The sequence below is a fragment of the Acidovorax benzenivorans genome (assembly GCF_028680575.1).
GTDB lineage: Bacteria > Pseudomonadota > Gammaproteobacteria > Burkholderiales > Burkholderiaceae_C > Acidovorax > Acidovorax benzenivorans.
Genome location: NZ_JAPCKI010000006.1, coordinates 307,140 through 333,553 on the forward strand (window position 1 = coordinate 307,140; position 26,414 = coordinate 333,553).

General features: G+C 64.6%; 19 protein-coding genes, 2 tRNA genes and 1 riboswitch. Of the genes, 11 read left to right on the top strand and 10 right to left on the bottom strand.

Annotated features, from left to right (window positions below):
* Nucleotides 1-6 precede the first annotated feature (6 nt).
* From uppS to rpsB, 5 genes are all read right to left on the bottom strand, one after another.
* Nucleotides 7-738, bottom strand: coding sequence for a polyprenyl diphosphate synthase (uppS, locus tag OIN59_RS13430; protein WP_274111060.1), 732 nt, complete (start codon nt 736-738; stop codon nt 7-9).
* Between the two features lie 23 nt (nt 739-761).
* Nucleotides 762-1,322, bottom strand: a complete 561-nt coding sequence (gene frr / locus OIN59_RS13435) for a ribosome recycling factor (protein WP_055398246.1) — start codon at nt 1,320-1,322, stop codon at nt 762-764.
* 51 nt (nt 1,323-1,373) lie between these two features.
* On the bottom strand, nt 1,374-2,096 hold the full coding sequence (gene pyrH, locus OIN59_RS13440; protein ID WP_008906712.1) for a UMP kinase: 723 nt from the start codon (nt 2,094-2,096) through the stop codon (nt 1,374-1,376).
* 56 nt (nt 2,097-2,152) lie between these two features.
* Nucleotides 2,153-3,079 carry a translation elongation factor Ts gene (gene tsf / locus OIN59_RS13445; protein ID WP_274111065.1) on the bottom strand — a complete coding sequence of 309 codons (927 nt, stop codon included), beginning with the start codon at nt 3,077-3,079 and terminating at the stop codon, nt 2,153-2,155.
* 106 nt (nt 3,080-3,185) lie between these two features.
* The gene (gene rpsB, locus OIN59_RS13450; protein ID WP_274111067.1) at nt 3,186-3,938 is read right to left on the bottom strand and encodes a 30S ribosomal protein S2; all 753 of its coding nucleotides are present in this window, start codon (nt 3,936-3,938) and stop codon (nt 3,186-3,188) included.
* A gap of 186 nt (nt 3,939-4,124) precedes the next feature.
* Between rpsB and OIN59_RS13455 the strand changes: the two genes are divergently transcribed.
* From OIN59_RS13455 to OIN59_RS13465, 3 genes are all read left to right on the top strand, one after another.
* Nucleotides 4,125-5,480, top strand: coding sequence for an amidase (locus OIN59_RS13455; RefSeq protein ID WP_274111069.1), 1,356 nt, complete (start codon nt 4,125-4,127; stop codon nt 5,478-5,480).
* A 52-nt stretch (nt 5,481-5,532) separates the two neighbouring features.
* On the top strand, nt 5,533-6,765 hold the full coding sequence (locus OIN59_RS13460) for an FAD-dependent oxidoreductase (RefSeq protein ID WP_274111071.1): 1,233 nt from the start codon (nt 5,533-5,535) through the stop codon (nt 6,763-6,765).
* 87 nt (nt 6,766-6,852) lie between these two features.
* Entirely contained in the window at nt 6,853-8,379 is a 1,527-nt protein-coding gene (locus OIN59_RS13465) for an NAD(P)H-hydrate dehydratase (protein WP_274111073.1), read from the top strand.
* A gap of 3 nt (nt 8,380-8,382) precedes the next feature.
* Here OIN59_RS13465 and OIN59_RS13470 read toward each other — a convergent pair whose 3' ends face one another.
* The gene (locus OIN59_RS13470; protein WP_274111075.1) at nt 8,383-9,126 is read right to left on the bottom strand and encodes a helix-turn-helix domain-containing protein; all 744 of its coding nucleotides are present in this window, start codon (nt 9,124-9,126) and stop codon (nt 8,383-8,385) included.
* Nucleotides 9,127-9,250: 124 nt separating this feature from the next.
* Between OIN59_RS13470 and OIN59_RS13475 the strand changes: the two genes are divergently transcribed.
* On the top strand, nt 9,251-10,261 hold the full coding sequence (locus tag OIN59_RS13475) for an alpha/beta fold hydrolase (RefSeq protein ID WP_274111077.1): 1,011 nt from the start codon (nt 9,251-9,253) through the stop codon (nt 10,259-10,261).
* 94 nt (nt 10,262-10,355) lie between these two features.
* Here the strand turns inward: OIN59_RS13475 and rnr are convergent, their stop codons facing one another.
* Nucleotides 10,356-12,689 (bottom strand): ribonuclease R, encoded by a 2,334-nt coding sequence (gene rnr, locus OIN59_RS13480; protein WP_274111079.1) that lies wholly within the window; start codon nt 12,687-12,689, stop codon nt 10,356-10,358.
* 19 nt (nt 12,690-12,708) lie between these two features.
* On the opposite strand from rnr, the gene OIN59_RS13485 reads away from it, so the two are divergent.
* Together OIN59_RS13485 and OIN59_RS13490 are read left to right on the top strand one after the other, a co-directional pair.
* Nucleotides 12,709-12,793, top strand: a tRNA-Leu gene (locus OIN59_RS13485).
* A gap of 186 nt (nt 12,794-12,979) precedes the next feature.
* Nucleotides 12,980-13,064: transfer RNA gene (locus OIN59_RS13490), tRNA-Leu, on the top strand.
* Between the two features lie 149 nt (nt 13,065-13,213).
* Here the strand turns inward: OIN59_RS13490 and OIN59_RS13495 are convergent.
* Nucleotides 13,214-15,979, bottom strand: a complete 2,766-nt coding sequence (locus OIN59_RS13495) for a DUF349 domain-containing protein (protein ID WP_274111081.1) — start codon at nt 15,977-15,979, stop codon at nt 13,214-13,216.
* Between the two features lie 951 nt (nt 15,980-16,930).
* Here OIN59_RS13495 and OIN59_RS13500 point away from each other — a divergent pair.
* The 4 genes from OIN59_RS13500 (at nt 16,931) to OIN59_RS13515 (ending at nt 20,956) form a co-directional block, all read left to right on the top strand.
* Nucleotides 16,931-17,776: a lytic transglycosylase domain-containing protein gene (locus OIN59_RS13500; protein WP_274111083.1), complete on the top strand. Its 846-nt coding sequence runs from the start codon at nt 16,931-16,933 to the stop codon at nt 17,774-17,776.
* A gap of 85 nt (nt 17,777-17,861) precedes the next feature.
* Nucleotides 17,862-18,015, top strand: a riboswitch (ZMP/ZTP riboswitch).
* A 35-nt stretch (nt 18,016-18,050) separates the two neighbouring features.
* On the top strand, nt 18,051-19,295 hold the full coding sequence (glyA, locus tag OIN59_RS13505; protein ID WP_274111085.1) for a serine hydroxymethyltransferase: 1,245 nt from the start codon (nt 18,051-18,053) through the stop codon (nt 19,293-19,295).
* 17 nt (nt 19,296-19,312) lie between these two features.
* Nucleotides 19,313-19,762, top strand: a complete 450-nt coding sequence (gene nrdR / locus OIN59_RS13510; RefSeq protein ID WP_274111087.1) for a transcriptional regulator NrdR — start codon at nt 19,313-19,315, stop codon at nt 19,760-19,762.
* Nucleotides 19,763-20,053: 291 nt separating this feature from the next.
* Nucleotides 20,054-20,956, top strand: a complete 903-nt coding sequence (locus tag OIN59_RS13515; protein WP_274111089.1) for a DMT family transporter — start codon at nt 20,054-20,056, stop codon at nt 20,954-20,956.
* A gap of 48 nt (nt 20,957-21,004) precedes the next feature.
* On the opposite strand, the gene OIN59_RS13520 is transcribed toward OIN59_RS13515, so the two are convergent.
* Nucleotides 21,005-22,756 carry a bifunctional metallophosphatase/5'-nucleotidase gene (locus OIN59_RS13520; RefSeq protein ID WP_274111194.1) on the bottom strand — a complete coding sequence of 584 codons (1,752 nt, stop codon included), beginning with the start codon at nt 22,754-22,756 and terminating at the stop codon, nt 21,005-21,007.
* Nucleotides 22,757-22,888: 132 nt separating this feature from the next.
* Nucleotides 22,889-23,986 (bottom strand): chorismate synthase, encoded by a 1,098-nt coding sequence (gene aroC / locus OIN59_RS13525; RefSeq protein ID WP_274111091.1) that lies wholly within the window; start codon nt 23,984-23,986, stop codon nt 22,889-22,891.
* Nucleotides 23,987-24,143: 157 nt separating this feature from the next.
* Between aroC and OIN59_RS13530 the strand changes: the two genes are divergently transcribed.
* Nucleotides 24,144-26,381 (top strand): sensor domain-containing protein, encoded by a 2,238-nt coding sequence (locus tag OIN59_RS13530; RefSeq protein ID WP_274111092.1) that lies wholly within the window; start codon nt 24,144-24,146, stop codon nt 26,379-26,381.
* Nucleotides 26,382-26,414 lie beyond the last annotated feature (33 nt).

The following is a 26,414-nucleotide window of genomic DNA, read 5'->3' on the forward strand; positions in this document are numbered from 1 at the left end:
AGGTTCTCAGCCCGGCATCGGGTCAGGATGCGCGGACAGAATCTGTTCAGAGGTTTTGCCAAAACGGCGCTCGCGGCGGCTGAAGGCGTCGATGGCTTCGTCCAGTGCGGACTCATCGAAATCGGGCCACAGCCGGTCGCTGAAGAAGAACTCGGAGTATGCCGACTGCCAGAGCAAAAAATTGCTGATCCGCATCTCGCCCCCGGTACGAATCACCAGGTCGGGGTCCGGCACATGGGCCAATCCCATCGCGCTGTGCAGACTGGCCTCGGTGATGGGCTCGCCACGGGCTGCCAGCGATGCGGCAGCCTGCGCGATGTCCCAACGGCCTCCGTAGTTGAAACAGACGTTGAGCACGAGGCTGGTGTTGTCCGCCGTGGCAGCTTCCGCCTGCGCCAGGCCGTTTTGCACCTTGGGCGAAAGGCTGTCTCGCTCGCCCACAAAGTGAAGACGCACGCCATCCTTCTTGAGTTGCGGCACTTCGCGTGCCAGTGCCATCGCCAGCAGTTCCATGAGGCCAGAGACCTCGTCCGCGGGACGGTTCCAGTTTTCGGAAGAGAAGGCGAACACCGTGAGCACACACACGCCGCGCTGCACGCAAGCGCGTGCGCAGCGGCGCAGTGAGTCAACCCCTTGTTTGTGGCCGGCCAGACGCGGCAGGAATCGGCGCGTGGCCCAGCGGCCGTTGCCATCCATGACGATCGCAATGTGGTGTGGCACCACCGGAGATACAGACATGAGAATGTTCGAGCCCTGGGGGCTCAAACCGCCATGATTTCCTGCTCTTTGGCAGCCACCAACGCATCGATTTCGGCGATGTGCTTGTCGGTGAACTTTTGCACGTCCGTTTCGGCGCGCTTCTGGTCGTCTTCGGACGCCAGCTTGTCCTTGACCAATTTCTTGACCGATTCGTTGGCATCGCGGCGCAGGTTACGCACGGCGATCTTGGCGCTTTCACCTTCGTTGCGCGCGAGCTTGGTCATTTCCTTGCGGCGCTCTTCGCTCATGGGGGGCATGGGCACGCGGATCAGGTCGCCCATGGAGGCCGGGTTCAGGCCCAGGTCGCTCTCGCGGATGGCCTTTTCAATCTTGGCGCCCATGCCCTTTTCCCAGGGCTGCACGCTGATGGTGCGCGAATCGATCAGGGCCACATTGGCCACCTGGCTCAGCGGAACCAGGGAGCCGTAATACTCGACCTGCACCGTATCAAGCAGCGCCGGATTGGCTCGGCCTGTGCGGATCTTCTGCAGGTTGTTCTTGAACGCCGAGATGGACTGGTCCATCTTGGTTTCTGCATTTTTCTTGATGTCGGCAATCGTCATGTTTTCTCCTGGGGCCGGCCTGCATCCGGTGCAGGCCATCATCCATCGTGGTCAAGCGTAAACCAGCGTACCTTCGTCTTCACCCATCACCACGCGCTTCAAGGCGCCGTGTTTGATGATGGAGAACACCTTCACCGGCAGCTTCTGGTCACGGCACAGGGCGAAGGCGGTCGCATCCATGATGCCCAGATTGCGGGACATGGCCTCATCAAAGCTGAGCTTGGTGTAGCGCGTTGCCGTAGGATCCTTCTGGGGGTCGGCAGTATAAACGCCGTCCACCTTGGTGGCTTTGAGCACCAGCTCGGCACCAATTTCGGCGCCACGCAAGGCGGCCGCCGTGTCGGTGGTGAAAAAGGGATTGCCCGTCCCGGCCGCGAAGACCACGACCTTGCCCTCTTCAAGATACTGCAGCGCCTTGGGGCGCACATAGGGCTCGACCACCTGCTCGATGGCAATGGCGGACATCACGCGGGCCACCAAGCCCTGCTTGTCCATAGCATCTGCCAGGGCCAGGGCATTCATCACGGTGGCCAGCATGCCCATGTAGTCGGCAGTCGCCCGGTCCATCCCGACCGAGCCGCCCGCGACACCACGGAAGATATTGCCCCCACCGATCACCACGGCCACCTGGACACCCAGGCGGGTCACTTCGGCGATCTCCTCGACCATGCGCACGATGGTGGCACGGTTGATACCGAAGGCGTCATCCCCCATCAGCGCCTCACCAGACAGCTTGAGCAAAATGCGCTTGTGGGCTGGTGCAGCGTTGGACATGGGAAATTTCTCCGGTAAGTGGTACGAGGCTTGGGTGGGGTGGATACAGGGAACGATCAGGCAGCAGCCTTGGCAGCAGCCACCTGGGCAGCCACCTCAGCAGCGAAGTCGTCCACCTTCTTTTCGATGCCTTCGCCCACCACGTACAGGGTGAAACCCTTCACGTTGGTGTTGGCAGCCTTGAGCATCAGGGCCACGGTCTGCTTGCCGTCGGCAGCCTTCACGAAGACCTGGTCAGCCAGCGAGACTTCCTTCAGGTACTTCTGCACAGCGCCGTCGATGCGCTTGGCCGTGATTTCGGCGCTTTGCGCGGGCTTGCCAGCAGCCACGAGTTCCTTGTTGGCCTCATCAGCCTTGCCTTCGGCCACCGAGCGCTCCTTGGCGATCAGGTCGGCTGGCACGTCGGCGCTGGTCAGGGCCACGGGCTTCATGGCGGCCACGTGCATGGCAACATCCTTGGCGGCGGTGGCGTCACCGTCGAACTCGACGACCACGCCGATGCGCGAGCCGTGCAGGTAGGCAGCCAAGTTGGAGCCGCTGAAGCGCTTGAAGCGGCGGAACGACATGTTCTCGCCGATCTTGCCGATCAGGCCCTTGCGCACGTCTTCCAGCGTGGGGCCGAAGCTGTCTTGGATGTAGGGCAGCGCACCCAGGGCTTCGACAGAAGCAGGGTTGTGCTCGGCCACCAGCTTGGCAGCAGCATTGGCCATGGCGATGAAGCTGTCGTTCTTGGAGACGAAGTCGGTTTCGCTGTTGACTTCGACCAGGGCACCCGTGGTGCCGTCGATGTAGCTGGCGACCACGCCTTCAGCGGTGATGCGCGATGCGGCCTTGCCAGCCTTGGTGCCCAGCTTGACGCGCAGCAGCTCTTCCGCCTTGGCCATGTCGCCGTCGGCTTCCGTCAGAGCCTTCTTGCATTCCATCATCGGAGCGTCGGTCTTGCCACGCAGTTCAGCCACCATGCTTGCGGTAATTGCAGCCATCTTTATTCCTTCAGTGTTCAGTTCAGTCAGTTCAGAGTCGAGCTAAAAAAAAGGGGGCTCACCAGGGGCCCCGCTTTTGTTCGCGACGGATCGCGCAGCCGGGCTATCAGGCAGCGGCTTCTTGCACTTCCACGAATTCGTCGGAGCTCTCGGCAGCAACAGCCTTCACAACTTCGTTCACGGCGTTGGCGCGGCCTTCGATGATCGCGTCAGCGATGCCACGGGCGTACAGCGTCACAGCCTTGGCCGAGTCGTCGTTACCAGGGATCACGTAGTCGATGCCTTCGGGCGAATGGTTGGTATCAACCACGCCGATCAGCGGGATGCCCAGCTTCTTGGCTTCGGCCACGGCGATCTTGTGGAAGCCCACGTCGATGATGAAGATGGCGTCGGGCAGAGCAGCCATGTCCTGGATGCCGCCGATGTCCTTTTCGAGCTTCTCGATTTCGCGGGAGAACGTCAGTTGCTCCTTCTTGCTCAGGCTGTCGAGGCCAGCTTCTTGCTGAGCCTTCATGTCCTTCAGGCGCTTGATCGAGGTCTTCACGGTCTTGAAGTTCGTCAGCATGCCGCCCAGCCAGCGCTGGTCCACGAAGGGAACGCCAGCGCGTTGCGCTTCGGTGGCCAGGATTTCACGGGCTTGGCGCTTCGTGCCGACCATCAGGATGGTGCCGCGGTTGGCAGCCAGTTGCTTTGCGAACTTTTGGGCTTCCTGGAACAGTGGCAGCGACTTTTCCAGGTTGATGATGTGAATCTTGTTGCGATGGCCGAAGATGTAGGGGGCCATCTTGGGGTTCCAGAAGCGGGTTTGGTGACCGAAGTGGACACCGGCTTCCAGCATTTCGCGCATGGTAACGGACATAAAAATACTCCAAAGGTTAGGTCTAAAATCAGCCCCAATATTTGCAGTGCCGTGATCCTCACGAACACCGCAACACCTTGACAGGGCTGCTTTGCGATTGGTCTTGCCGCAGCGGCCACGCCGGTTGTGCAAACCTTGCACACAGCGCTACTGCTCCCAGCAAAACCCAAAGATTCTAGCACACCCATGCTCCCTGACTTCATCGCCACCCGTGAGCAACTGCGGGACGGCGCCACCACCGCGCCCGCCGAACTGGAGCGCTGCATCAACGCGGCCCAGGCAACCTCCAACACCCGCAGCTTTGTACGAACGTTGTTTGACGCCGCACGCACCACGGCGGTGCAGCCAGGCGTGGCCCAGTTGCCCTTGGCAGGGCTGGCCGTGTCGGTGAAGGATTTGTTTGACATGGCAGGCCAACCCACCCCGGCGGGCTCCACCGCGCTGACAGGGGCTCCCGCAGCAGCGCAAGACTGCCCGGCCGTGGCCCGGCTGCGCGCGGCGGGTGCCAGCCTGATTGGCCGCACGAATATGGTGGAGTTCGCATTCTCGGGCGTGGGTGTCAACCCCCACTACGGCACCCCCGCAGCCTGGGACGCCCGTTTTGGCGCCCTGCCTGGCGCGCCCCGCGTGCCAGGGGGGTCTTCGTCTGGCGCCGGGGTGTCGGTAGCCACCGGGGCTGCGTTCATCGGGCTGGGGTCTGACACCGGCGGCTCCATCCGCATTCCTGCAGCGCTCAATGGCATCGTGGGCTTCAAGAACACCGCCCGGCTGGTGCCCACCACCGGGGCTGTGCCACTGTCCACCACCCTCGACACTGCCTGCGCCATGACGCGCACCGTGCGAGATGCCATCGTGGCGCACGAGGTGCTGGCCGCCCGGCGCGTGACGCGCAGCCTGGCGCCACTGTCCCAGTACCGGCTGGCCGTGCCATCCACCCTCTTCCTCGACGGGCTGGACGCCACTGTGGCCCGCGCCTTTGAGCGCAGTGTGGAAGCCTTGCGCCAGGCTGGCGCCCAGATCGACACCATCGCCCTGCCCGCCGTGCTGGAGCAACCCGCCTACGGATTTGCCGCCCCCGAAGCCTACGCTTGGCACCGCGACCTGCTGCAGCGCGCAGGCGACCGCTACGACCCCCGGGTGCGCATGCGCATCGAAAAAGGCGCCACGCTGATGGCCTGGGAATACATCGACCTGTTGCAGGCGCGCCAGCAATGGATTGCACACATGCTCGCCGACATGGATCAGTACGACGCGCTGCTGTCGCCCACCGTGCCCATCGTGGCACCGCTGGTGGCCGATGTTGCCCCCGTAGATGGCGTAGATAAAACCCAGGACGCAGCCCGCGACGCAGAGTTCTTCCGCGTCAACAACCTGCTGCTGCGCAACACCAGCGTGGTCAACCTGCTGGACGGCTGCGCGCTGTCCCTGCCCTGCCATGTGCAAGGGGAACTCCCGGTCGGGCTGATGGTCTGGCACGGAGCGCTCAGGGACGACACAGTGCTCAATGTGAGCCTGCAGATCGAACAAATACTACAAAAATAATAGCTACTAGCGATTTACCAATAAGCGCTAGAAGCCAAAAACACCCAAATTCATGAAGATTGCCATCGTGGGCGCCGGCATTGTCGGCGTCACCACCGCGTACGAACTGGCCAGCGACGGCCACGAAGTCACGGTGTTTGAACAACGCAGCGCGGCCGCCGAAGAGGCCAGCTTTGCCACCGCCGGACTGCTCGCGCCCCACCTGCTCAACCCCTGGGCGTTGCCGGGCTTTGGCCAGCCGCTGCGACTGATGGGGGCACAGGCCACCCTGCGACTGGCTGGTGGCCTGACCCGCGCCAACTGGGCCTGGCTGCGGCGCTGGCGCAGCATGGCTCGCAGCCACAGCGCACCGGCCGCCGCCGTCGAGCGCCTGGCGCAGTACAGCCAGACGCGCCTGCAAGCCATCGCCAGCCAGCACGAGCTGGACTTTGAGGCCAGCGATGGCCGCCTGGTGCTGCTGCGCACCGAGGAAGACCGCACCCGCCTGCAGCCCGCGCTGCAGGTGCTGCGCGACAGCGGCGTGACCTTGCGCGAGATCGATGCCGATGTGGCACGCCAGATCGAGCCCGGCCTGTCGCCTGAGGCGCCGCTGGCAGGCGCCATCCACTTGCCCGACGCGCGCGCGGGCAACTGCCGCCTGTTTGCCCAGCTGCTGCGCCAGGGCATCCAAGGTGCAGGTGTGCAGTTTGTGTTCAACACCCGCGTGGACCGCCTCGGCACCAGCCCCACCGGCGTGGCGCTGCAAGGCGAAGCGGACCTGCGCCGCTTTGATGCCGTGGTGCTGTGCGCGGGCATGGCATCGGCCACGCTGCTGCCCGCGCTGGGCCTGGGCCTGCCCATGGCGGCCGTGTATGGCTATTCCGTCAGCGCCCCGCTGCGCGAATCCACCCACGCCCCCCGCGCCAGCGTGGTGGATGCGGGCCAGCAGATCTCCATCACCCGCCTGGGCCAGCGCGTGCGCATTGCTGGCGGCGCCGAACTGGCGGGCGCCGATGCCGAACACCACACGCCCACACTGCAGCGCCTGTACCGCACGCTGAACGACTGGTTCCCTGGTGGCGCGCAGCTGTCGTCCAACCTGCAAATCTGGCGCGGCGCACGCACCATGCTGCCCGACGGCGCCCCGGTGGTAGGCGCCAGCGGCGTGCCAGGACTGTGGCTCAACACCGGTCACGGCGCCGGTGGCTGGGCCCTGGCCTGCGGCAGCGCACGGGCCGTGGCGGACCTGATCGCGCAGCGCGAGCCCGAGCTGTCGCTGGACGGGCTGGGCATGCGCCGGTTCTAAGCCAGCCTGCGCTTTCACCACACCGGGCGGCGGCGCACAATGGCAGGCGCACTGCCGTTTACAGCGCCTATCGCCCCATGCAGCCCCATGCACCGCATCACCGCCCACCAACCCCACCCCCTGTTCAACACAGCAGCCACACGCCGCCTGGAGAAAGCGGCAGCGGCCGCCCTGCCCCCGCACGCACTCATGCAACGCGCCGGTCTGGCCGTGGCGCGGCTGGCCCAGGCGTTGGCGCCCCACGCGCGCACGGTGTGGATTGCCTGCGGCCCCGGCAACAACGGCGGTGACGGGCTGGAGGCTGCGATGCACTTGCAGCGCAGTGGCCGCAGGGTCGTAGTGACCTGGCTGGGCCAGCCCGACACGGCCCCGGCAGATGCGAGGGCGTCGTGGCAACGCGCACGGGACGCGGGCGTGGTCTGGGCCGACACCGCACCCGACGACCTGGGTGCGAGCGACCTGTGCATTGATGCGCTGCTGGGCATTGGTGTCTCTTCTTCACACCACAGCCCCGCACGCACGCCCGATGCACGGCTCCAGGCCTGCCTGCAAGTCCTACACCGCAGCCCCGCCCCCGTGCTGGCTGTGGATCTGCCCAGCGGGCTGGACGCCGACACCGGCCAGTTTGCTGCAGGCTTTGCACCCAACACCCCACCCCACCTGCACCATCACGCCCCCCCGCCACGCCACACGCTGAGTCTGCTCACCCTCAAGCCCGGCCTGTTCACCGCCGCCGGGCGGGATGCTGCAGGCCAGGTCTGGCTGGATGATCTGGGCGTAGCACCCGGGCATAAGCCGCCCAACGCCTGGCTTTCCGGCCCCGCCCTGCCCGCCCCCCGCGCCCATGCCAGCCACAAAGGCAGCTATGGCGACGTGGCCGTGGTGGGCGGCGAGGGACTGGCCGAGCGCGGCATGGGCATGGCGGGCGCCGCCCTGCTGGCCGCATCGGCCGCCCTGCACAGCGGCGCGGGCCGGGTGCTGGTGGCACTGCTGGACAACGGGCATCTGCAACTGGACCTGCAGCAGCCAGAGCTGATGCTGCGCCGCTTTGATGCACTGGCGCTGGAGCAGCTCACCGTGGTCTGCGGCTGTGGCGGCGGCCAGGCCATCGCGCGTGTGCTGCCCGAGGTCATCACCCGCGCGGCCCGCCTGGTGCTGGATGCCGACGCGCTCAACACCATCGCCACCCAGGCCGCACTGCACGCACTGGTGGTGGCACGCGGACAGCACGGGCAACCCACGATGCTGACGCCCCACCCACTGGAGGCCGCCCGCCTGCTCGGCCTGACCACGGCCGAAGTCCAGGCCAATCGGCTGGATGCCGCGCAGCAGCTGGCAGACCAGTTCAACTGTGTGGCCGTGCTCAAGGGTTCGGGCACCGTGATTGCTGCACCTGACCACATTCCGGCCATCAACCCCACAGGCAACGCGCGGCTGGCCACAGCGGGTACGGGCGATGTACTGGCAGGCATGGTGGGCGCCCACCTGGCCGCCGGCGCCAGCGCCTTGCGCGCTGCGAGTGAAGCGGTGTACCAGCATGGCCTGGCGGCTGATGATTGGCCAGCGTGCCAGACGCTGACGGCCAGCGTGCTGGCAGGGCGCGTGGGCGGCTGAGCACTAACGCAGCAGTGTGACCTGCCGGAGTGGCTTGAGCACGCTCGACGGTGTCATGCCAAAGGTCTGCCGGAACATGCGGCTGAAGTGGGCCGAATCAGAAAACTCGCCGTGCAGTGCTGCATCGGTCAATCGCGGGCTGACGGCCAGCCCCGCCATGGCCAGCCGCACCTGAGACCAGACCCGATAAGTACGCAAGCTCACCCCCATCTCGGCACGGAACAGGTGGTTGAAACGCGACGCTGAAAGCTGAACGCCCGAGGCCAGCTCACCGCGTGCCACCCGCCCCGCTTGCGGATGGCGCAGCACATGCAGGCTGCGCGCCACGCGTGGGTCCAGAGGCGCCACCTCGCTATCGAGCGGGCACCGCAGCAAGGAGGGCAGGTCGAAGTGATGCAGATAACCCTCCATGGCACTGCGTGCACCCACAGGAGCTGCAACATCCAGCACCACGCCCCCCTCCTCTTGCCCGAACAGCCCCCGCAGGCCGCGCGCCTCGTGCGAATCGGGTTCCATGTACACCAGGGCAACCGTCTCGCCGCAAGGGTCAAACAGGTGCTCCACACCCGCATCGATTAGCGCGCTGTGGCAGGTTTCCACACGCCCCGCCCCCCAGTGCACGGCGAACCGACCCGAGAGCCCCATGAGCAGCACCGGCGACGCATGGCAATGCCAGCCCGTGGCCGGGATCTCTCCGACATAGAGCGCCCGGTCAGTGCCCAGGGTCAGTGTGTTGCGTGTCGACATAGCCCAAACCTACAAGTCTTTTTACCGCGGCTTCCGTAGCCTTGCCTCTCCCGCCGTGGGTCGAGCAGGTGTTGAAGCAGCGGCCCACTGGCATGCACACCGCCATCTTCCTGGAGAACGCTTTTTGAAACGCATCGTTATTTCTGTCGCAACGGCACTGGTACTGGGCATGGTCGGCCTCTACTACGGGGCACCTTCGCTGTTCAAAGAGCCTCTGCTCAGCGCCAATCGCCATCTGTCCGGTCTGGAAGAAAAAACCACCGACGCGGCGATGCACGCCATCCACTACCTGGACAACGGCACGCCCCCAAACCCCGCGCCGGGCCACGGCACTGACACCGGGACTGGCACACCCATCGTTCTGCTGCACGGCATTTTTGCGGAGAAGGACCATTGGGTGGATTTTGCGCGACCGCTCACCGGCCAGTACCGGGTGATTGCCCCTGATATCCCGGGTTTTGGCGAGAGCACGCGGCGGGACGACCAGCCCTACGACTACGCTGCCCACGTCACGCGGCTGGCCGCGTTTCTGGACGCGCTCGGCCTTGCGAAAGTGCATCTGGCGGGCAACTCGATGGGTGGCACCATCGCAGCGCTCTTTGCCCTGCAGTACCCCGAGCGCGTAGCCAGCGTGGCCTTCATCGGCGCGCCCCACGGCATCCGATCACCCCAGCCCAGCACCATGGACCGCCTCATCGACGCCGGGCAACGCCCGCTGGTAGCCCACGATGCCGCAGCCTTCGGCGCCATGATGGATCTGGTGTTTGAAAAGCGCCCCTTTTTGCCCTACCCCATCCTGCACGCGTCCGAGCAGGACGCGCTACACAACGCCACATCCAACACCCGCCTGTGGGACGCGCAGCTGAAAGACCGCTATCTACTGGAACAACACCTGGGCCACCTGCAGCAACACCCCACCCTGGTCCTGTGGGGCGACAGCGACCGCGTGTTCGACCGCTCTGGCCTGCAGACGGTGCAGAAGTTGCTGCCGCAGGCGCAGATCGCGGCGCTGCCTGGCATTGGGCACCTGCCCATGATGGAAGCCCCCGCCGACACGGCACAACGGTATGCGCGCTTTCTGGAGCAATTGAGCACACCTCAAAGCGCCAAGCATGCACATTTCAATAAAAAATAGCCGCTAGCGCATGTTCTATATGCGCCAACAGCTATCAATTAAGTAGCAGTGAGGAGGCGGACTGGAGAGTCCTTTGCACACCAGCTCGGCGACCTCAGCCCCGGCGTGGCTTGCGCGCTTTGCCTTTGCTGGATTTACCCGCCACCGCCTTCTTGACCGATGCTTTGAGCGACTGGATCGGCGAACGCGCGGCCCGCTCGCGGGTCAGGCCTGCTTGCTCCGTGGCAGATGGACCTGCGGCCTTGTCGGACTTGCGTCCGCCGGAGCGGCCACCCGCCTTGCGGGCACCACCACCAGCGCCCTCGGCGCCCGCGCCCTTGTCCTTGAGCGCGCGGCCCAGCAGCTCTTCGCCCTCACGCACCAGGCGGAAGTCGATCTTGCGTCCGTCCAGGTCCACACGGCTGACCTGCACCCGGACCCGCGCGCCGATGGCGTAGCGGATGCCTGTGCGTTCACCACGCAGTTCCTGGCGCGCCTCGTCGAACTTGAAGTATTCGCCGCCCAGCTCCGTGATGTGCACCAGACCCTCGACGTACATCGCATCCAGCGTCACGAAGATACCGAAGCTCGTCGCCGCACTGACCACGCCGCTGTACTCCTCGCCCAGGTGCTCGCGCATGTACTTGCACTTGAGCCAGGCTTCCACATCGCGGCTGGCTTCGTCGGCGCGGCGCTCGTTGGCGCTGCAGTGCAGGCCAGCGGCCTCCCAGGCCTGGGTGTCGCGGCTTGGCGGTGCCACATCCTTGCGGGGCTTAGTGCCGGGTGCCGCCACGCGGGCCGCCAACCGCTTGGCCAACTTGGCATGGGCTTCGCCGGGTGTGGGCAAGGACGGCAGCGCGTACTTCGTTTTGCTCAGAATGGCCTTGATGACGCGGTGCACCAGCAGGTCGGGATAGCGCCGAATCGGGCTGGTGAAGTGCGTGTAGGCATCGAACGCCAGGCCAAAGTGCCCACTGTTGACGGGCGTGTAGATGGCCTGCTGCATGGAGCGCAGCAGCATGGTGTGGATCTGCTGAGCGTCGGGCCGGTCCTTGGTTGCCGTGGCGATGGCCTGGAAGTCACCGGGTTTCGGGTCGTCGCCAATCGTCATGCCCACGGCCATGGCCTTGAGGTAGTTGCGCAGGATCTCCTGCTTCTCGGGCGTGGGGCCTTCGTGCACACGGAACAGGCCCGGCTGGCCGCCCTGCGCGATGAAGTCCGCACTGCACACGTTGGCGGCCAGCATGGCCTCCTCGATGAGCTTGTGCGCATCGTTGCGGGTGCGCGGCACGATCTTTTCGATGCGGCCGTTTTCGTCACAAACAATTTGCGTCTCGGTGGTCTCGAAGTCCACGGCGCCGCGCGCCTGGCGCGCGATGAGCAGCGCGCGGTACACGTCGTGCAGGTTGAGCAGGTCCTTCACGCGGTCCTTGCGCTTGCTGGCCTCGGGGCCGCGCGTGTTGGCCAGGATGGCCGCCACCTCGGTGTACGTGAAGCGGGCGTGGCTGAACATCACGGCCGGGTAGAACTGGTACGCATGCACCTCACCCTTGGCCGTGACCAGCATGTCGCAGACCATGCACAGACGCTCCACCTCGGGGTTGAGCGAGCACAGACCGTTGCTGAGTTTCTCGGGCAGCATAGGGATCACGCGGCGCGGGAAGTACACGCTAGTGGCGCGGTCGTAGGCATCGATGTCGATGGCGCTGCCGGTCTCCACATAGTGGCTCACATCGGCAATAGCCACCAGCAGGCGCCAACCCTTGCTGCGGCCGACCTTGGCGGGCTCGCAGTACACGGCATCGTCGAAGTCGCGAGCGTCCTCACCGTCGATGGTGACCAGAGGCACATCGGTCAGGTCCACGCGGCGCTTCTTATCTTGCGCTCGCACCTTGTCGGGCAGTTCCTTGGCTTGCGCCAGGCACTCGGCGGAGAACTCGTGCGGCACGCCGTACTTGCGCACGGCGATTTCAATCTCCATGCCGGGGTCATCCACCTCGCCCAGCACCTCGGTGATACGGCCCACAGGCTGGCCGAACAAGGCAGGAGGTTCTGTCAGCTCAACCACCACGACCTGCCCGGGCTTCGCGGCGCCGGTGGCGCCCTTGGGGATCAGCACATCCTGGCCATAGCGCTTGTCTTCGGGCGCAACGAGCCACACACCGCTTTCCTGCAGCAGTCGGCCAATGATGGGCTGGGGTGGACGCTCAATGATTTCAACGACTCGCCCCTCGGGGCGGCCACGGCGGTCCTGGCGGACGATGCGCACGCGCACGCGGTCTTTGTGCAGGACAGCGCGCATTTCGTTCGGGGGGATATAGATATCGCCTTCGCCATCGTCGCGGATGACGAAACCGTGTCCATCACGGTGCCCCTGCACGCTGCCTTCGATCTCTTGCGACAAATGTGTGGCCGGCTGCGTGCCGAGGGTGGATTTTTTGTTATACAATCTTAGTCTTTCCTGAAATGCCCAGGTGGCGGAATTGGTAGACGCACTAGTTTCAGGTACTAGCGAGTAACATCGTGGAGGTTCGAGTCCTCTCCTGGGCACCAAGTTTAACGAGAACCAGTGATGGTTTTCAAAATATCGAAGCCGCTGTGCCCACAGCGGCTTTTTTATTTGCCGATGCGCTTGGCATCGCCTGCTGCCAGCTTTCCATTTGAAGCGTTCGGCATATTTTTTTGCAAACTTTCCGAAAGCCCGAATTTCTTGTCCTATAATTCGAGGCTGATCTGAAAGCCCAGGTGGCGGAATTGGTAGACGCACTAGTTTCAGGTACTAGCGAGTAACATCGTGGAGGTTCGAGTCCTCTCCTGGGCACCAAACACATAAAAAGCCGTTGCAACTGCAACGGCTTTTTTGTTTTCAGGCCACCAAAGAAAAAAGACGAGACCGCCAGAGATCTCGTCTTTTGTTCTGACTGCTGCGCTGCGGGCACACGCACCGCAGTGCGCACACCCCCAGCCCTCCGATTACTTGCGCAGCAGCGTCTTGAGCACGTTTTGCAAACGGCGTGCGTTGGCAGCATCGCTGGCGCTCGTCAGCACGCGCGCCACATCCAGACCCCAGGTCTGGGCCGGCGCGGGGTCGTTGCGGCGTGTGAGCAACTGCAGCTGCAGCATGCGCCGCGCGGCGATGTGCTCCGCTGGCGTTGGGGCCTCAGCCGCCATCTCCAGGCGCAGCAGCGCTTCTGCCGCATCTCCCTTGGGTGCGGCCGACAGCGCTTGGGTCCAGGCGCTGCGCACCGACGCCGTCACACCCGAACCCAGGTCTTGCGTGCCGGGCACCTGCGCTGCATCACGCTTTTCCCATGCGGTCAATAACTGGGTCAGGGCTTCGCCATGGGCCTGCGCGGCCAACTTCTTCAGAGCCAGCTGCGCGTGTTCCATCGCCTCACGCTGAGCGCGGAAGGCCGTGTCACCCAGACGGGGGCCACGGTCCTCGAACGCCGGACGATCACCAAAACGGCCACCCCGGTCGGCGCGATCTCCCATGCGGCCATCAGTGCGTGGGCCACGGGCACCGTCACGGTCGCCAGGACGACCATCACGGCGGTCACCGGGTCGCGCACCACGACCAGGGGCAACCGGAGCGTCTTTCTTCATGCCAGGGCGATCATCCCCACGCACAGCCACGACAGGTCGTGCAGCAGGCTTGGGAGTCGCAGGTGCTGGAGCAGGCGCGGCAACCTCACCGCCTTCGGCGGCATCCACAGACGCATCAACTCCGCCTTCAACCGCAACTGGAGCAGCATTCGCCTGCGCTTCGGCGTGCGACTGTGCATCCTTGTTGGCCGTAGCGACAGCTTCGGCCGCCTGTGCCTGGCCGCGCAATGCGGCCTCCAGCGCCTGCATGGCAGCACGGATTTGCTGCGCGTCACCGGTGGCGTTGGCAGCCTCCAGGGCCTTCGATGCATCTAGAACAACGCGGTCCCGCGCACTCAGCTCGGTGACAGCGCGATCACGATCTGCCGACTTGCGGTTGAACGCTTCGTCAATGGGCTTGCGGAACGCGTCCCACAGCTTTTGCTCATGCTTGCGGTCCAGCGGCACCGCCTGCGCCTCGGCTTGCCAGCGCTGCTGCAGCGCCTTGACGGCATCGACGCGCAGCGACGGTGCAGCGCCCAGGGCTGTGGCTTCGTCAATCATCGCGTGGCGACGTGCCAGGCTTTCCTTTTGTGCTGCTTCCAGCGGCGCAGCAGCCAGGGCAATGGCCTGCTTCCACAACGGCTGCAGTTCGGCAAAGATTTTTTCCCCCACATGGCCGCCTTCGCGCCAGCGGTCGCCAAACTGGTACAGCGCACGGTTGATGGACTTCCAGTCGCCCGACGCAGCATGCTCTTGCGCCCAGGCCTTGACCTCTTCGATCAACGCCAGGCGCTGGGCCTTGTGCTCAGCCGCTTCGGCGCGGATCTTGTCCAGCCAGGACTCAACCACCTTGTGCGCGGCGTTGCAGGCTTCATCGAACTTTTTCCAGAGAGCGTGGTTGGGGGCGCCGCCCTGGTCTGCTTGCTTCCACTGGTCTCGCAGATTGCGCAGGGTCTCCTGCATCTTGCGGCCACCCAGGGCCTGACCCTCAGGGCGGCTGAGCAGGGCCTCAGCCTTGGCCACCAAGTCTTCACGCACCTGGTCTGCACTCCAGCGCTGCCAGCCTTCCAGTTCACCCGCAGCCACCAGCGCCGTGTGCACCTGTTGCTCCAGGGCGTTGTCAATGTGTTTGCCATGTACCTTGAGCACGGCACGCAGTGCTGCTGCCGCGCCAGCACTGGCCTTGCCATGGCCTTCGGCGGTTTCTTTTTCGAGCGTTGCCAACGCATCGCGCACCAGTTGGTGCGCCTTTTCGATCACTTCTGGCGCCACCTTGGGCTTGGCGGCACGCGCTGGCTTGCTGGCGGCGGCGGAAGCGGCCGCAGCGGCGGCGGCCTCAGTAGGCAGGCCACGCGCGGCGCGCAACTCGTCCGCCCACACCGGCACGGGTGGCAGCGGCGCGGAGGCATCTTCTGCGGCTGCGGCGGCCTGGGCTACTGCGGGTTGAAAAGCCTCCCACACCACCAGCAACTGGGTGCGCGATGCATCCAGCAAAGGGGGGAACCGCGCCTCGACACTCGCCCAGCTCGCGTCACCCGTCAGCTCCTGAGCTTGCTCCTGCCAGCGCGCGACATCGGCGCGCAGCAGCTCCAGCGTGGCATGGGCGTCGCGCCAAGGCTTGGTAGAAAGCACTTCGATGCGCTGCGCCAACAGCACGGCGGCTTCGCGCTGCACCTGCACGCGGTGTTGCAGGTCTTCGATGACCTTCACACGGTCTGCCAGCTGCACCTTGAGCAGCGACAGCGGCTCGCGCGACAGCGGCGCCCCTGCCTTGGCGGCATCACGCTGCCAGGCCAGGGCATCTGCAATATTGAGCTTGGAGGCTGCAAGAAGGGCCTGGGCCTTGTCAGCCCATTCGGCAGCAATGGCTTCCTGCCCCTTGGCACGGCGGATTTCATCCAGACGTTCGCGCACAGCGCGGGCTGCACCCTTGTCACGTCCGCTCAACTCCTTGAACACCTCTTGCAGTTGCTCGGGCGCTGGCTGCGTGGCCAGCCAGTCGCGGATGCGGGAGGCGCGCTCACCCGACGTGGCGGCAGAAAAAGCGCCGCCGGTCAGCGCATCGAGCGGGTGCGGCTCGTGGGTTTTGGCCGGGGCCGGATTCACTTCAGGTGCGTCGGACATTTTGCTGCGGGAAAAAAATGGAAACATGGATCCAATGGATAACGAAGGCGTCCCAGGCGCAGTGCCTGGGGCCGTGCCCGAGCGACCGCACCATGCGCACGCGAGGGCAACAAAGGGGCTATTTTCACCGGATTGGGCCAGCAGGCCGTAGCGGGGTGCCTCATCAACACCTGCAGGGTGATCTGGCACAAGGCTCTGCGAGACAGGCCGCCCCGCTGATGGACCTCTGCGAAGACGCCGCGCGACACTCCGGGCGAAGGGTCGCCGCTCTAGGGAACAGCCCCCATTATCTATATATAAGGCAGTGCCGCCCACACACATGGCGAAGCACCAACAAGAAAGCCCGACGAGCAGTGCCTGAAGGGCCTGCCCGCCGGGCTTGACGGCTGACACAACGGTCTTTGCCATCGGTCGCTATGCGGAGAGAAAGGTCCACATGGCGAGGAGGCAAGGTATTGCCTCCAGGGGTTGCCATGGAAGCGGTATCTGCTGCACCTTGGCACTGAATGCCCTCGGAGGGAGACTTCGCTTCGTCTGGCGATGCCTGAAATCTACAGGCGCCTCCACCTTATCAAACTCATCCCGTCAACTCAAATCGAATTCTCAATGGCTGCGAAAAGCCCGATTGAATTTGACATGCTGATGTCTGCCGCCCCCTGCCTACCCACAGCGCAAAACCGCGCTCCGAAGCACCAAACTGTGCTTTTTTACATGTTTTTTCATAACTCATATGTCTTAAAAATTTGTTTGTTAGTATTGACTATGCATTTAGTGAGCTTCTAGAATCCGCCAGCCCCAAAAACGGGGCTAGTACAAACCCCAATCGCTGCCGAACCCGGCTAAGTCAACTCAGGGCGCCAAGCACTCCACAGACGTGCAGCCCGGACTTGATGGCGTACCAATCCAGGCGATCTGCCAGAAAAGCACAGTCCTCCGCGACTGCGCCGCTCCACTGGCCCGCCTCAGAAAGGAAGAGCTATGACAGCGTCAGGAAAAATAGTCTCCGGCGTGCGAACCTTCGTGGCCGACGTGACCGAAGGTTTTCTTGAAATCACCCATAACAGCTTTGCCCTCATCGGCTTGGCCGTTGCCTTTGTCGTCATTGCGCTCACAGCACGGCCCGATCTGCGCCAGGCGGGTGAAGAACAATTGATGAACTGGCTGCAGGCCCGCCAGGTGGAGGTGCTAGGCATGCCCATCGAACCGGAAGCCAGCGAGCGCGCCACGGCCGTCAACCCCAAGGACCTGCCCAAGGAACAGGCTGCGGTGGCCTTCTGGCTCAGCAAAAAATACCGTGTGGCACCCGAGCCCCTGAGCGCGCTGGTAGCCGAGGCCTACGAGATTGGCACCCGTGCCAAGATCGACCCCACCCTGATCCTGGCCATCATGGCCATCGAGTCGAGCTTCAACCCGTTTGCCGAAAGCGCCGTTGGCGCACAAGGACTCATGCAGGTGATGACCCGCGTGCACACCGACAAGTACCAGAACTTTGGTGGCCACTTTGCCGCCTTTGACCCGGTGAGCAACCTGCGGGTGGGTGTGAAGGTGCTACAGGAGTGCATCGCCCGCGCTGGCTCGCTCGAAGGTGGCCTGCGCTTTTATGTGGGCGCGGGCAACATGGCCGACGATGGCGGCTATGCAGCCAAGGTGATGGCAGAACATTTCCGCCTGCGCCAGGTGGCGGGTGGCCGCGCGGTGCCTTTCAATCCTCCGCCCTCTTTGTCCACACAGGCTCCGGTGCAGAGCATTCCCGCAGCAGCGCCCCGCATCACGCCCCCGGCAGCAGCCAGCGACAAGGTGGCACTGCTGACGCCTAGCCTCTAAAAAGGCAGGTCACCCAGCGCCCTGGCAACGACCTTTGCGCCAAGCTGATGGCCTAGTACGCCGGTTGCGCAGTGTCGGCTACACTAGCGAAGTACGCGACTGGCGATAGGCGCTGCATTCAGTCACTGGATGTTGCCGCTGACGTGGAAACCAGCAAGAACCTACTTCTTGTGAACCACTGGGAAGCGTGCCGCAGGGGGTAAGCCCCGTGCGTTCAGCCGTTCGCCTGGGCAGCCCTTGTTTCAAGGGACACAAGTTCATAGGACTGCCAATCATGTACGACCGCAATATTCTTGTCGAACAAACCGATCCCGAGCTGTTTGCCGCCATCCAGGCTGAAAACGCCCGCCAAGAACACCACATCGAGCTGATCGCCAGCGAGAACTACGCCTCCCCCGCCGTGATGTGGGCGCAAGGCACCCAGCTCACCAACAAGTACGCCGAAGGCTACCCCGGCAAGCGCTACTACGGTGGCTGCGAGCATGTGGACGTGGCCGAGCAACTGGCCATCGACCGCGTCAAGAAGATCTTCGGCGCCGACGCCGCCAACGTGCAGCCCCACTGCGGCGCATCTGCCAACGAAGCCGTGTTCCTGGCCTTCTTGAAGCCCGGCGACACCATCATGGGCATGAGCCTGGCCGAAGGCGGCCACCTGACACACGGCATGCCGCTGAACATGTCGGGCAAGTGGTTCAACGTGGTCAGCTACGGCCTGGATGCCAACGAAGCCATTGACTACGACGCGATGGAAGCCAAGGCCCGCGAGCACAAGCCCAAGCTCATCGTGGCCGGCGCATCCGCCTACAGCCTGCACATCGACTTCGCCCGCTTTGCCAAGATCGCCAAGGAAATCGGCGCGATCTTCATGGTAGACATGGCCCACTACGCTGGCCTGATCGCCGCCGGTGTGTACCCCAACCCCGTGCCCCACGCCGACGTGGTGACCTCCACCACGCACAAGAGCCTGCGCGGCCCCCGTGGCGGCATCATCCTGATGAAGGCAGAACACGAAAAAGCCATCAACAGCGCCATCTTCCCTGGCCTGCAAGGCGGCCCGCTGATGCACGTGATCGCAGCCAAAGCCGTGGCCTTCAAGGAAGCGATGCAGCCCGAGTTCAAGGCCTACCAGGAACAAGTGGCCAAGAACGCCAAGGTCGTGGCCGAGACGCTGACCGCACGCGGCCTGCGCATCGTGTCTGGCGGCACCCAAAGCCACGTGATGCTGGTCGACCTGCGTGCCAAGGGAATCACCGGCAAGGAAGCCGAGGCCGTGCTGGGCGCTGCCCACATGACCATCAATAAGAACGCGATCCCCAACGACCCTGAAAAGCCGATGGTGACCAGCGGCGTGCGCATTGGCACCCCCGCCATGACCACACGCGGTTTCAAGGAAGAAGAAGCCCGCATCACGGCGAACCTGATCGCCGACGTGCTGGACAATCCGCGCGACGAGGCCAACATCGCCGCAGTGCGCGCCAAGGTCAACGCCCTGACCGCACGCTTCCCTGTCTACGGCTAAACCAGCAGCCCAGCGCCATGAAGTGCCCCTTCTGCAGTCACCTCGAAACGCAAGTCGTTGAAACACGGGTGTCTGAGGATGGGGTGTTCATTCGCCGCCGCCGCCAGTGCGGCGCGTGCGACAAGCGCTTTACCACCTACGAGCGGCCGGAAGTGAGCTTCCCGGCCATCGTCAAGAAGGACGGGCGCCGCATCGAGTACGAGCGAGGCAAGCTACTCGCCTCGTTCAATCTGGCACTGCGCAAGCGCCCGGTCAGCACCGACCAGATCGACAGCGCCATCGAGCGCATCGAAGAAAAACTACTCAACCTGGGACAGCGCGAAGTGATCTCCAGCCGCATTGGCGAGCTGGTGATGCGTGAACTCAAGAAGCTCGACAAGGTCGCCTACATCCGCTTTGCCAGCGTGTACCGCAGCTTTGAAGACATCGACGACTTCCGCGCCATGGTCGATGAAGTGCGCAAGTAAACGGCACTTGCATTCGCATCTGCACCGGAGCCGGCATCAGGGCCGGGTGATTTAAAGCGTTTTTGGCCTCCAGCGCATAGCCCACAAGCACCAAAAGCTATAAACATCATAGCAAACTCACGTCCAAAGGATATGGGTGTGTGCCGGGGTGGACCACCGCTGTCGCGCGTGCCACATCGAAAATACTCCTGTATTGATAGCTGCTCGCGCTTTATGGATAAGCGCCAGAGGCCAATTTGACTTAAAAGTTAGCCAGGCATGCGCCAGCGCGCACGTCCCCCGTGCCCCACAATGCGCGCGGTGAGAACCCGCCATTTCCTGCAGCTGGTGCTGCTGTCTGCCCTGTGGGGCGCTTCCTTTCTGTTCATCCGCGTCGCCAGCCCGGTGCTGGGCCCCAATGTGATGGCCGCGCTGCGCATTGGCCTGGCCACCCTCACGCTGATCGGCATCATGCGGTGGGCAGGCGAGCCCTGGCCCTGGCGCCACTGGCGGGAGCTGCTGGGGTTGGGCACGCTGACGGTGGCCGCGCCCTTTCTGCTGTACGCCTGGGCGGCCCTGCACCTGCCTGCGGGCTACAGCTCGCTGCTCAACACCATGGCCGTACCGTTTGGCGTGATTGCCGCCGCCTGGATGAAGGAAGACACGCTGAGCACGCGCAAATGGGCGGGTTGCCTCAGCGGCTTTGCGGGGGTCGCGCTGATCGTGCAGCTGGGGCCTGTGGAGCCCACCTCATCGGTGCTGCTCGCGGCGGGCGCGTGCGTGTCAGCTGCTGCCTGTTATGGCCTGTCCCTCACCTGGATGAAACGGGCGACGACACGCATGACACCGCTGTCGATTGCTGCAGGCATCCACGCCGCAGCCCTGGTGCTGCTGCTACCGGGTGCGGCGTGGACCTTGCCCACCGCGCGTTTCACCCCGGAGGCGCTGGCCGCCGTGGCTGTGATGGGTATCGTGACCTCGGGGCTGGCGTACTGGCTCAACCTGCGGGTTCTCCAACATGTCTCGCCCGTGGCCGCCATGAGTTCCGCCTTCATGATCCCGCTGTTTGGTGTGGCCTGGGGGCATGTGTTTCTGGGCGAAGCCCTGGGGCCGGGCATGCTCTGGGGCGGCACCTTGGTGCTGGTGGCGACCGGGTTGGTGACGGGCTTCAACCCCCTGCGATGGCTGGGCGCACTGCGCCGCACCGATGGCTGATCCACTGCCCCACTGACTGACCCAGCGACCAAGCGCCGGGGGCGCGCCTCAGCGCGCGACGGTCGCAACGCGGGTGATACGGTTGGTGGCTGGGGGAGCCACCGGGCTCTGCAGACGGAAATAGGCTTCCAGCGCATCCAGGTCCAGCTCACCCACGCGCCGGTCCTGGCCTTGTGTCAACACCGTGAAGTTGTCGCCGCCGCTGTCCAGAAAGCTGCTCATCACCACACGCACGGACTGCGCATCCGTCACCGGCGCGCCATTCAGCACCATGTGGCTGATGCGCGCCCCGGCTGGCTGGCTCAGGTCGTAGCGGTAACTGAACCCGCTGGACACCGACAGCACCCGGGGCCGTTGCACGGTGTTGCCGCCGCTGGCGAACTGCTGCTCCAGCACCGCGCGGATCTGCGCGCCCGTGAAGGTCTTCACCACCAGCTGGTTGCCAAAGGGCTGCACCGCATACAGCTGGCCGTAACGCACCAGGCCTTGCCCATCAGGCACCAGGTCGGCGCGCAGGCCACCCGGGTTCATGAAGGACAGTTGCGCACCGCCGTCCGCAGGCGCTCGCGTGGCCAGCAGCTGGGCGTCCGCCACCAGGTTGCCCAGCGCGCTCTCCAGCGCCGCATTGGGTTGGCGGCGCATGGCCCCCTGGGCCTGGCCCACCGGCCGCTGTGCCAGAGGAATGGCGGCGGCTCGATAGGTATCGATGATCTTCTGCACGCCCGCATCGGCGGGGAACACCGGCACGGCGGTGGTCAGTGGCACAGCCCCCTGGGCACCCGTGAAAGCCTCGCCCTGCACCACCACATTGCGGGCCGTCTTGCGAATCACGCGGCGGGTCTGGGTGTCCACGCGCAGCTGGATGTTGGTGAGCAGCGTGCCGTACTGGCCTGCGCTGGTCAGCAAGAAGGGCTTGGCCGGGTTCACACGGCTGTAGTCGCACACGTAGGCCTGGTGCGTGTGGCCGGAGACCACCACATCCACGGCCGGGTCCAGGCGCTCCAGAATGGGCACGATGTCGCCCGACAGACCTGCACAGCTGGTCTCCTGCACGCCCGCCGTGGTGCCACCACCTTCGTGGATGGCTACCACGATCACATCAGCGCCCTGGGCCTTGAGTTGCGGGATCAGCGCGTTGGCTGTGGCAGCTTCATCTTCAAACCGCAGCCCCGCCACCCCCGAGGGGCTGACCATGGTGGGCGTGGCCTGCAGTGTGAGGCCAATAAAGCCCATCGTCACAGTGACACCGCCTTCGGTAAACCGCTTGAGCCCCGTGGCGGGCAGCAGGGTGCGACCGTCCTCGCGCACCGTGTTGGCGGCCAACAGGCCAAACTTGGCGCCCTCGAAGGGTTTGCTGATGCGGCAAGGCTCGCGCGAGGTGAACTTCTCGCAGCCCCCGTGCTGCAACCGCAGTAGCTCGCGCCAGCCCCGGTCGAATTCGTGGTTGCCGACCGCATTGAAGTCGATCTGCATGCGGTTGACGGCCTCGATCGTGGGCTCGTCCAGAAACAACGACGACACCAGTGGCGACGCACCCACCATGTCACCCGCAGACACCACGGCGTGGTGGCGAGACTGAGCCTTGAGGGCTGCCATGGCACTGGCGAAGTACGCCATGCCCCCGGCAGGCGCCAGCACCGGGCCTGTGGGCCCCTGCACACGGTGCGCCATGTGGGGCGGCTCCAGGTTGCCGTGTAGGTCGTTGAAGCCGATGAGGGTAATGTCGATGGCGGGCGGCGTGGCCTCAGCCACCAGCGCGGGAGCCCCTGGGCTGGTGCAACCGGTCAGCCACAGTGCCATGCTGCTGGCCAGCACCACGCCACAGGTGCCCCGCAGGGCCCAGCGCATGCGCGCCGTCGGGCCATCGGCCTTGAACAAGCGGTTGCTCATAGGAAAGAGACCGCCCCAGGGGACGGCGCAAAAAGAAAAGGTTTACAGAAACGAGGCCTGAATGGGCGGCACGGGTGGCACCACGTCGCCACACTGGGCACGGTGGCGCAGTGCGTGCTCCATCACCACCAGCGCCAGCAGCGCTTCGGCAATCGGTGCGGCGCGAATGCCCACGCACGGGTCGTGGCGGCCCTTGGTAATCACCTCGGTGCTCTTGCCATGGATGTCGATGGACTCGCGCGGGCTGATGATGGAGCTGGTGGGCTTGATGGCAATGCTCACCTCCAGGTCCTGCCCGGTGCTGATGCCACCCAGCACGCCGCCCGCATGGTTGGTGCGAAAGCCCTGGGGCGTCATCGAATCACCGTGCATGGTGCCCCGGTGGGCCACGCTGGCAAAACCGGCGCCAATCTCCACGCCCTTGACGGCGTTCAGGCCCATCATGGCGTGGGCGATGTCGGCGTCGAGCTTGTCGTACAGCGGCTCACCCAGGCCTACGGGCACGCCCGTAGCCTGCACACGGATGCGGGCGCCACACGAATCACCGGCCTTGCGCAGGGCGTCCATGTAGTCCTCGTACTGCTGCACGTCGGCCACGGGGGCGAAGAAAGGGTTGCTCTGCACATGGTCCCAGCTCTCGAACGGGATGGCCAACTCGCCCAACTGCGTCATGCAGGCGCGGAACTGCACTCCGTATTGCTGGGCCAGCCACTTCTTGGCCACCGCGCCAGCGGCCACCGTGGGGGCCGTGAGGCGCGCCGACGACCGACCACCGCCGCGCGGGTCGCGGATGCCGTACTTGTGCCAGTAGGTGTAGTCGGCATGGCCGGGGCGGAAGCTCTCGGCGATGTTGCTGTAGTCCTTGCTGCGCTGGTCGGTATTACGGATCAGCAGGGCAATGGGTGTGCCGGTGGTCTTGCCCTCGTACACGCCGGACAGGATCTCCACCGCATCGGGCTCGTTGCGCTGCGTGACGTGGCGGCTGGTGCCAGGGCGGCGTCGGTCCAGGTCTGCCTGGATATCTGACTCGACCAGCGGCATGCCAGGCGGGCAACCGTCGATCACGCAGCCAATGGCCGGGCCGTGGGATTCACCAAAATTGGTGACTGCGAATAGGGTACCGATGGTGTTGCCGCTCATGGGCGGGATTATCCCAGAGCCTTGGCACCACGCCACGCTCTACCCAGGCCAAGCGGACAACACGCCATCACCGGTGCAAATCGCACGGTTTGGACAGATCGTGCTTGGCAGAGCCATGCGCGCTTGCTAGCATCGACCACCGATTTCTGGGACATTCATGCCCGCATTTGCGCCGCCCTCTCTGGTTCCCCCGTCGCCGTCCAATGCCTACGCGCCCGCCCCTCTGGCCGACGCCCCATTGCGCCATGCGCTGGATGCCAGCGACAACGCCATCATCCTGACCAACAGCGCCAGACGCGTGGTGTATGTCAACGACGGATTCACGCGGCTGTTTGGCTATCAGCCTGCTGAAGTGTTGGGCAGGATCCTGAGCGAAGTGCTGCTGGGCCCGCACTCGAACCCCGATCTACTGGAACGCATCCGCACCAACTTGCAGACCTGCGGCCAGTTTCGTACCGACACACTGCTGTACAGCAAGACGGGGCAGCCCCGTTGGGTGTCGCTGGTGATCAATGCATCCGACGAGGACACCGGCGGCCCGGGGGGCAGCATCTCGATCCTGACAGACATCACGCTCACCAAGATGCACGAGGTGCTGCAGACACGGGTGCTCGAAGGCATGGTCAATGAATTGCCCCTGTCCGACCTGATGGCACTGGTGTGCCGCGAGGTTCAACGCATTGCCCCCGAAGTCACTGCGACCATTCTGGCGGTGGATGCGCAAGGGCGGTTACATCCGCTGGCAGCCCCCAGCCTGCCCGAATCCATCAGTCGGACCCTCGATGGACTACCCATCGGCCCGACCGTGGGGTCCTGCGGCACAGCGGCATTTCTCAACACCCCGGTGCTCGTCACCGACATCCGGACCGATCCCTTATGGGCTGACTACAAGGACCTGTTTGCACCGAGCGGCCTGCGTGCCTGCTGGTCCAGCCCCATCCGCGACCACCGGGGCGAGCCGATTGGCACCTTTGCGTTTTATTTTCGGGAGCCCCGCGCGCCCGACGCGCTGCACCAGCGGCTGGTGCAGGTGTGCCTGCACCTGTGTGCGCTGGCCATTGAACGTGACAGCACGCACCAGCGCATCCACCAGCTGGCGTTTTTTGACGTGCTGACCGGGTTGCCCAACCGCGCCCTCTTTCGCAACAGCGCCGACCGCGCGCTGACCGACCTGCAGCAGGGTGGCCACACCGGTGCCCTGCTGTTCCTGGACCTGGACCGGTTCAAGCAGATCAACGAGACCCAAGGGCATGCCGCAGGCGATGTGCTGCTGAGCGAAGTGGCCAAGCGACTGACACAGGGCCTGCGCGCCCGCGACCTGATTGCCCGCCTGTCCGGCGACGAATTTGTGCTGCTGTTGTCCGAGTGCACCACCGAACAAGCGGTGCAAAGCGCCCACCGCGTGCTGCACGACATTGCCCAGCCGCTGAACATCCTGGGGCAGACCCATGTGCCCCACGCCAGCATTGGCATTGCGATGTTTCCGAACGATGGTGACACCATCGACACCCTGCTGCGCCATGCCGACCAGGCTATGCACCAGGCCAAGAGCGACCACCGGCACAGCATGCAGCTGTTCAGCGCCGAGATGAACCGCCGCGCCCAGGAGCGCGCCTCGCTGGAGCGTGCGCTGCAGCAGGCGCTGTCCGAACGCAGCCTCACGCTGCACTACCAGCCCCAGGTGCTCAGCAGCTCACCCGGCACACTGCATGGTGTAGAGGCCCTGGCGCGCTGGAACCACCCGCAGTGGGGCATGGTGCCGCCGTCCCAGTTCATCCCCGTGGCCGAGGACGCCGGGCTGATCCACGAGCTGACCTTGTGGCTGCTGGACGAAGCCTGCCGCCAGCTGGCGGCCTGGCGCGCTGCAGGCCATGACGTACCCTGCGTGGCCGTCAACTTGTCGGGCCGCAGCTTCCACCGGCCGGAGTTTTCACAGGAAATCGGCGATGCGCTGCAGCGCCATGGCCTGCGCACCAGCGATGTGCTGCTGGAGATCACGGAGAGCGTGATGATGGATGCGCGGCCCGTCACACTAAAGAACATCGAGGCACTGCACCACCAGGGCTTCAAGCTGTCGCTGGATGACTTTGGCACCGGCTATTCCAGCCTGAGCTATCTGCACCGCCTGCCCATCAGCGAGCTCAAGCTCGACATGGCTTTTGTGCAAGACCTGACCACCAGCGCCACGGCACGCGCCCTCACGGTGTCGGTGCTGAGCATTGCGCACAGCCTGGGCATGGTGGTGGTGGCCGAAGGCGTGGAGACCACCGGCCAGCAGCAGTGGCTGCAGGCCCATGGCTGCCCGGTGATGCAGGGCTATCTGTTTGGCAAGCCGCTGCCGCCCGATGAGATTGAGGCCTGGCTGTGTGCCCAGGCGCCTAGCCCTTACCGTTGATACGGTCAGAGTCCTAGGTGGGTTGGGCCAGGG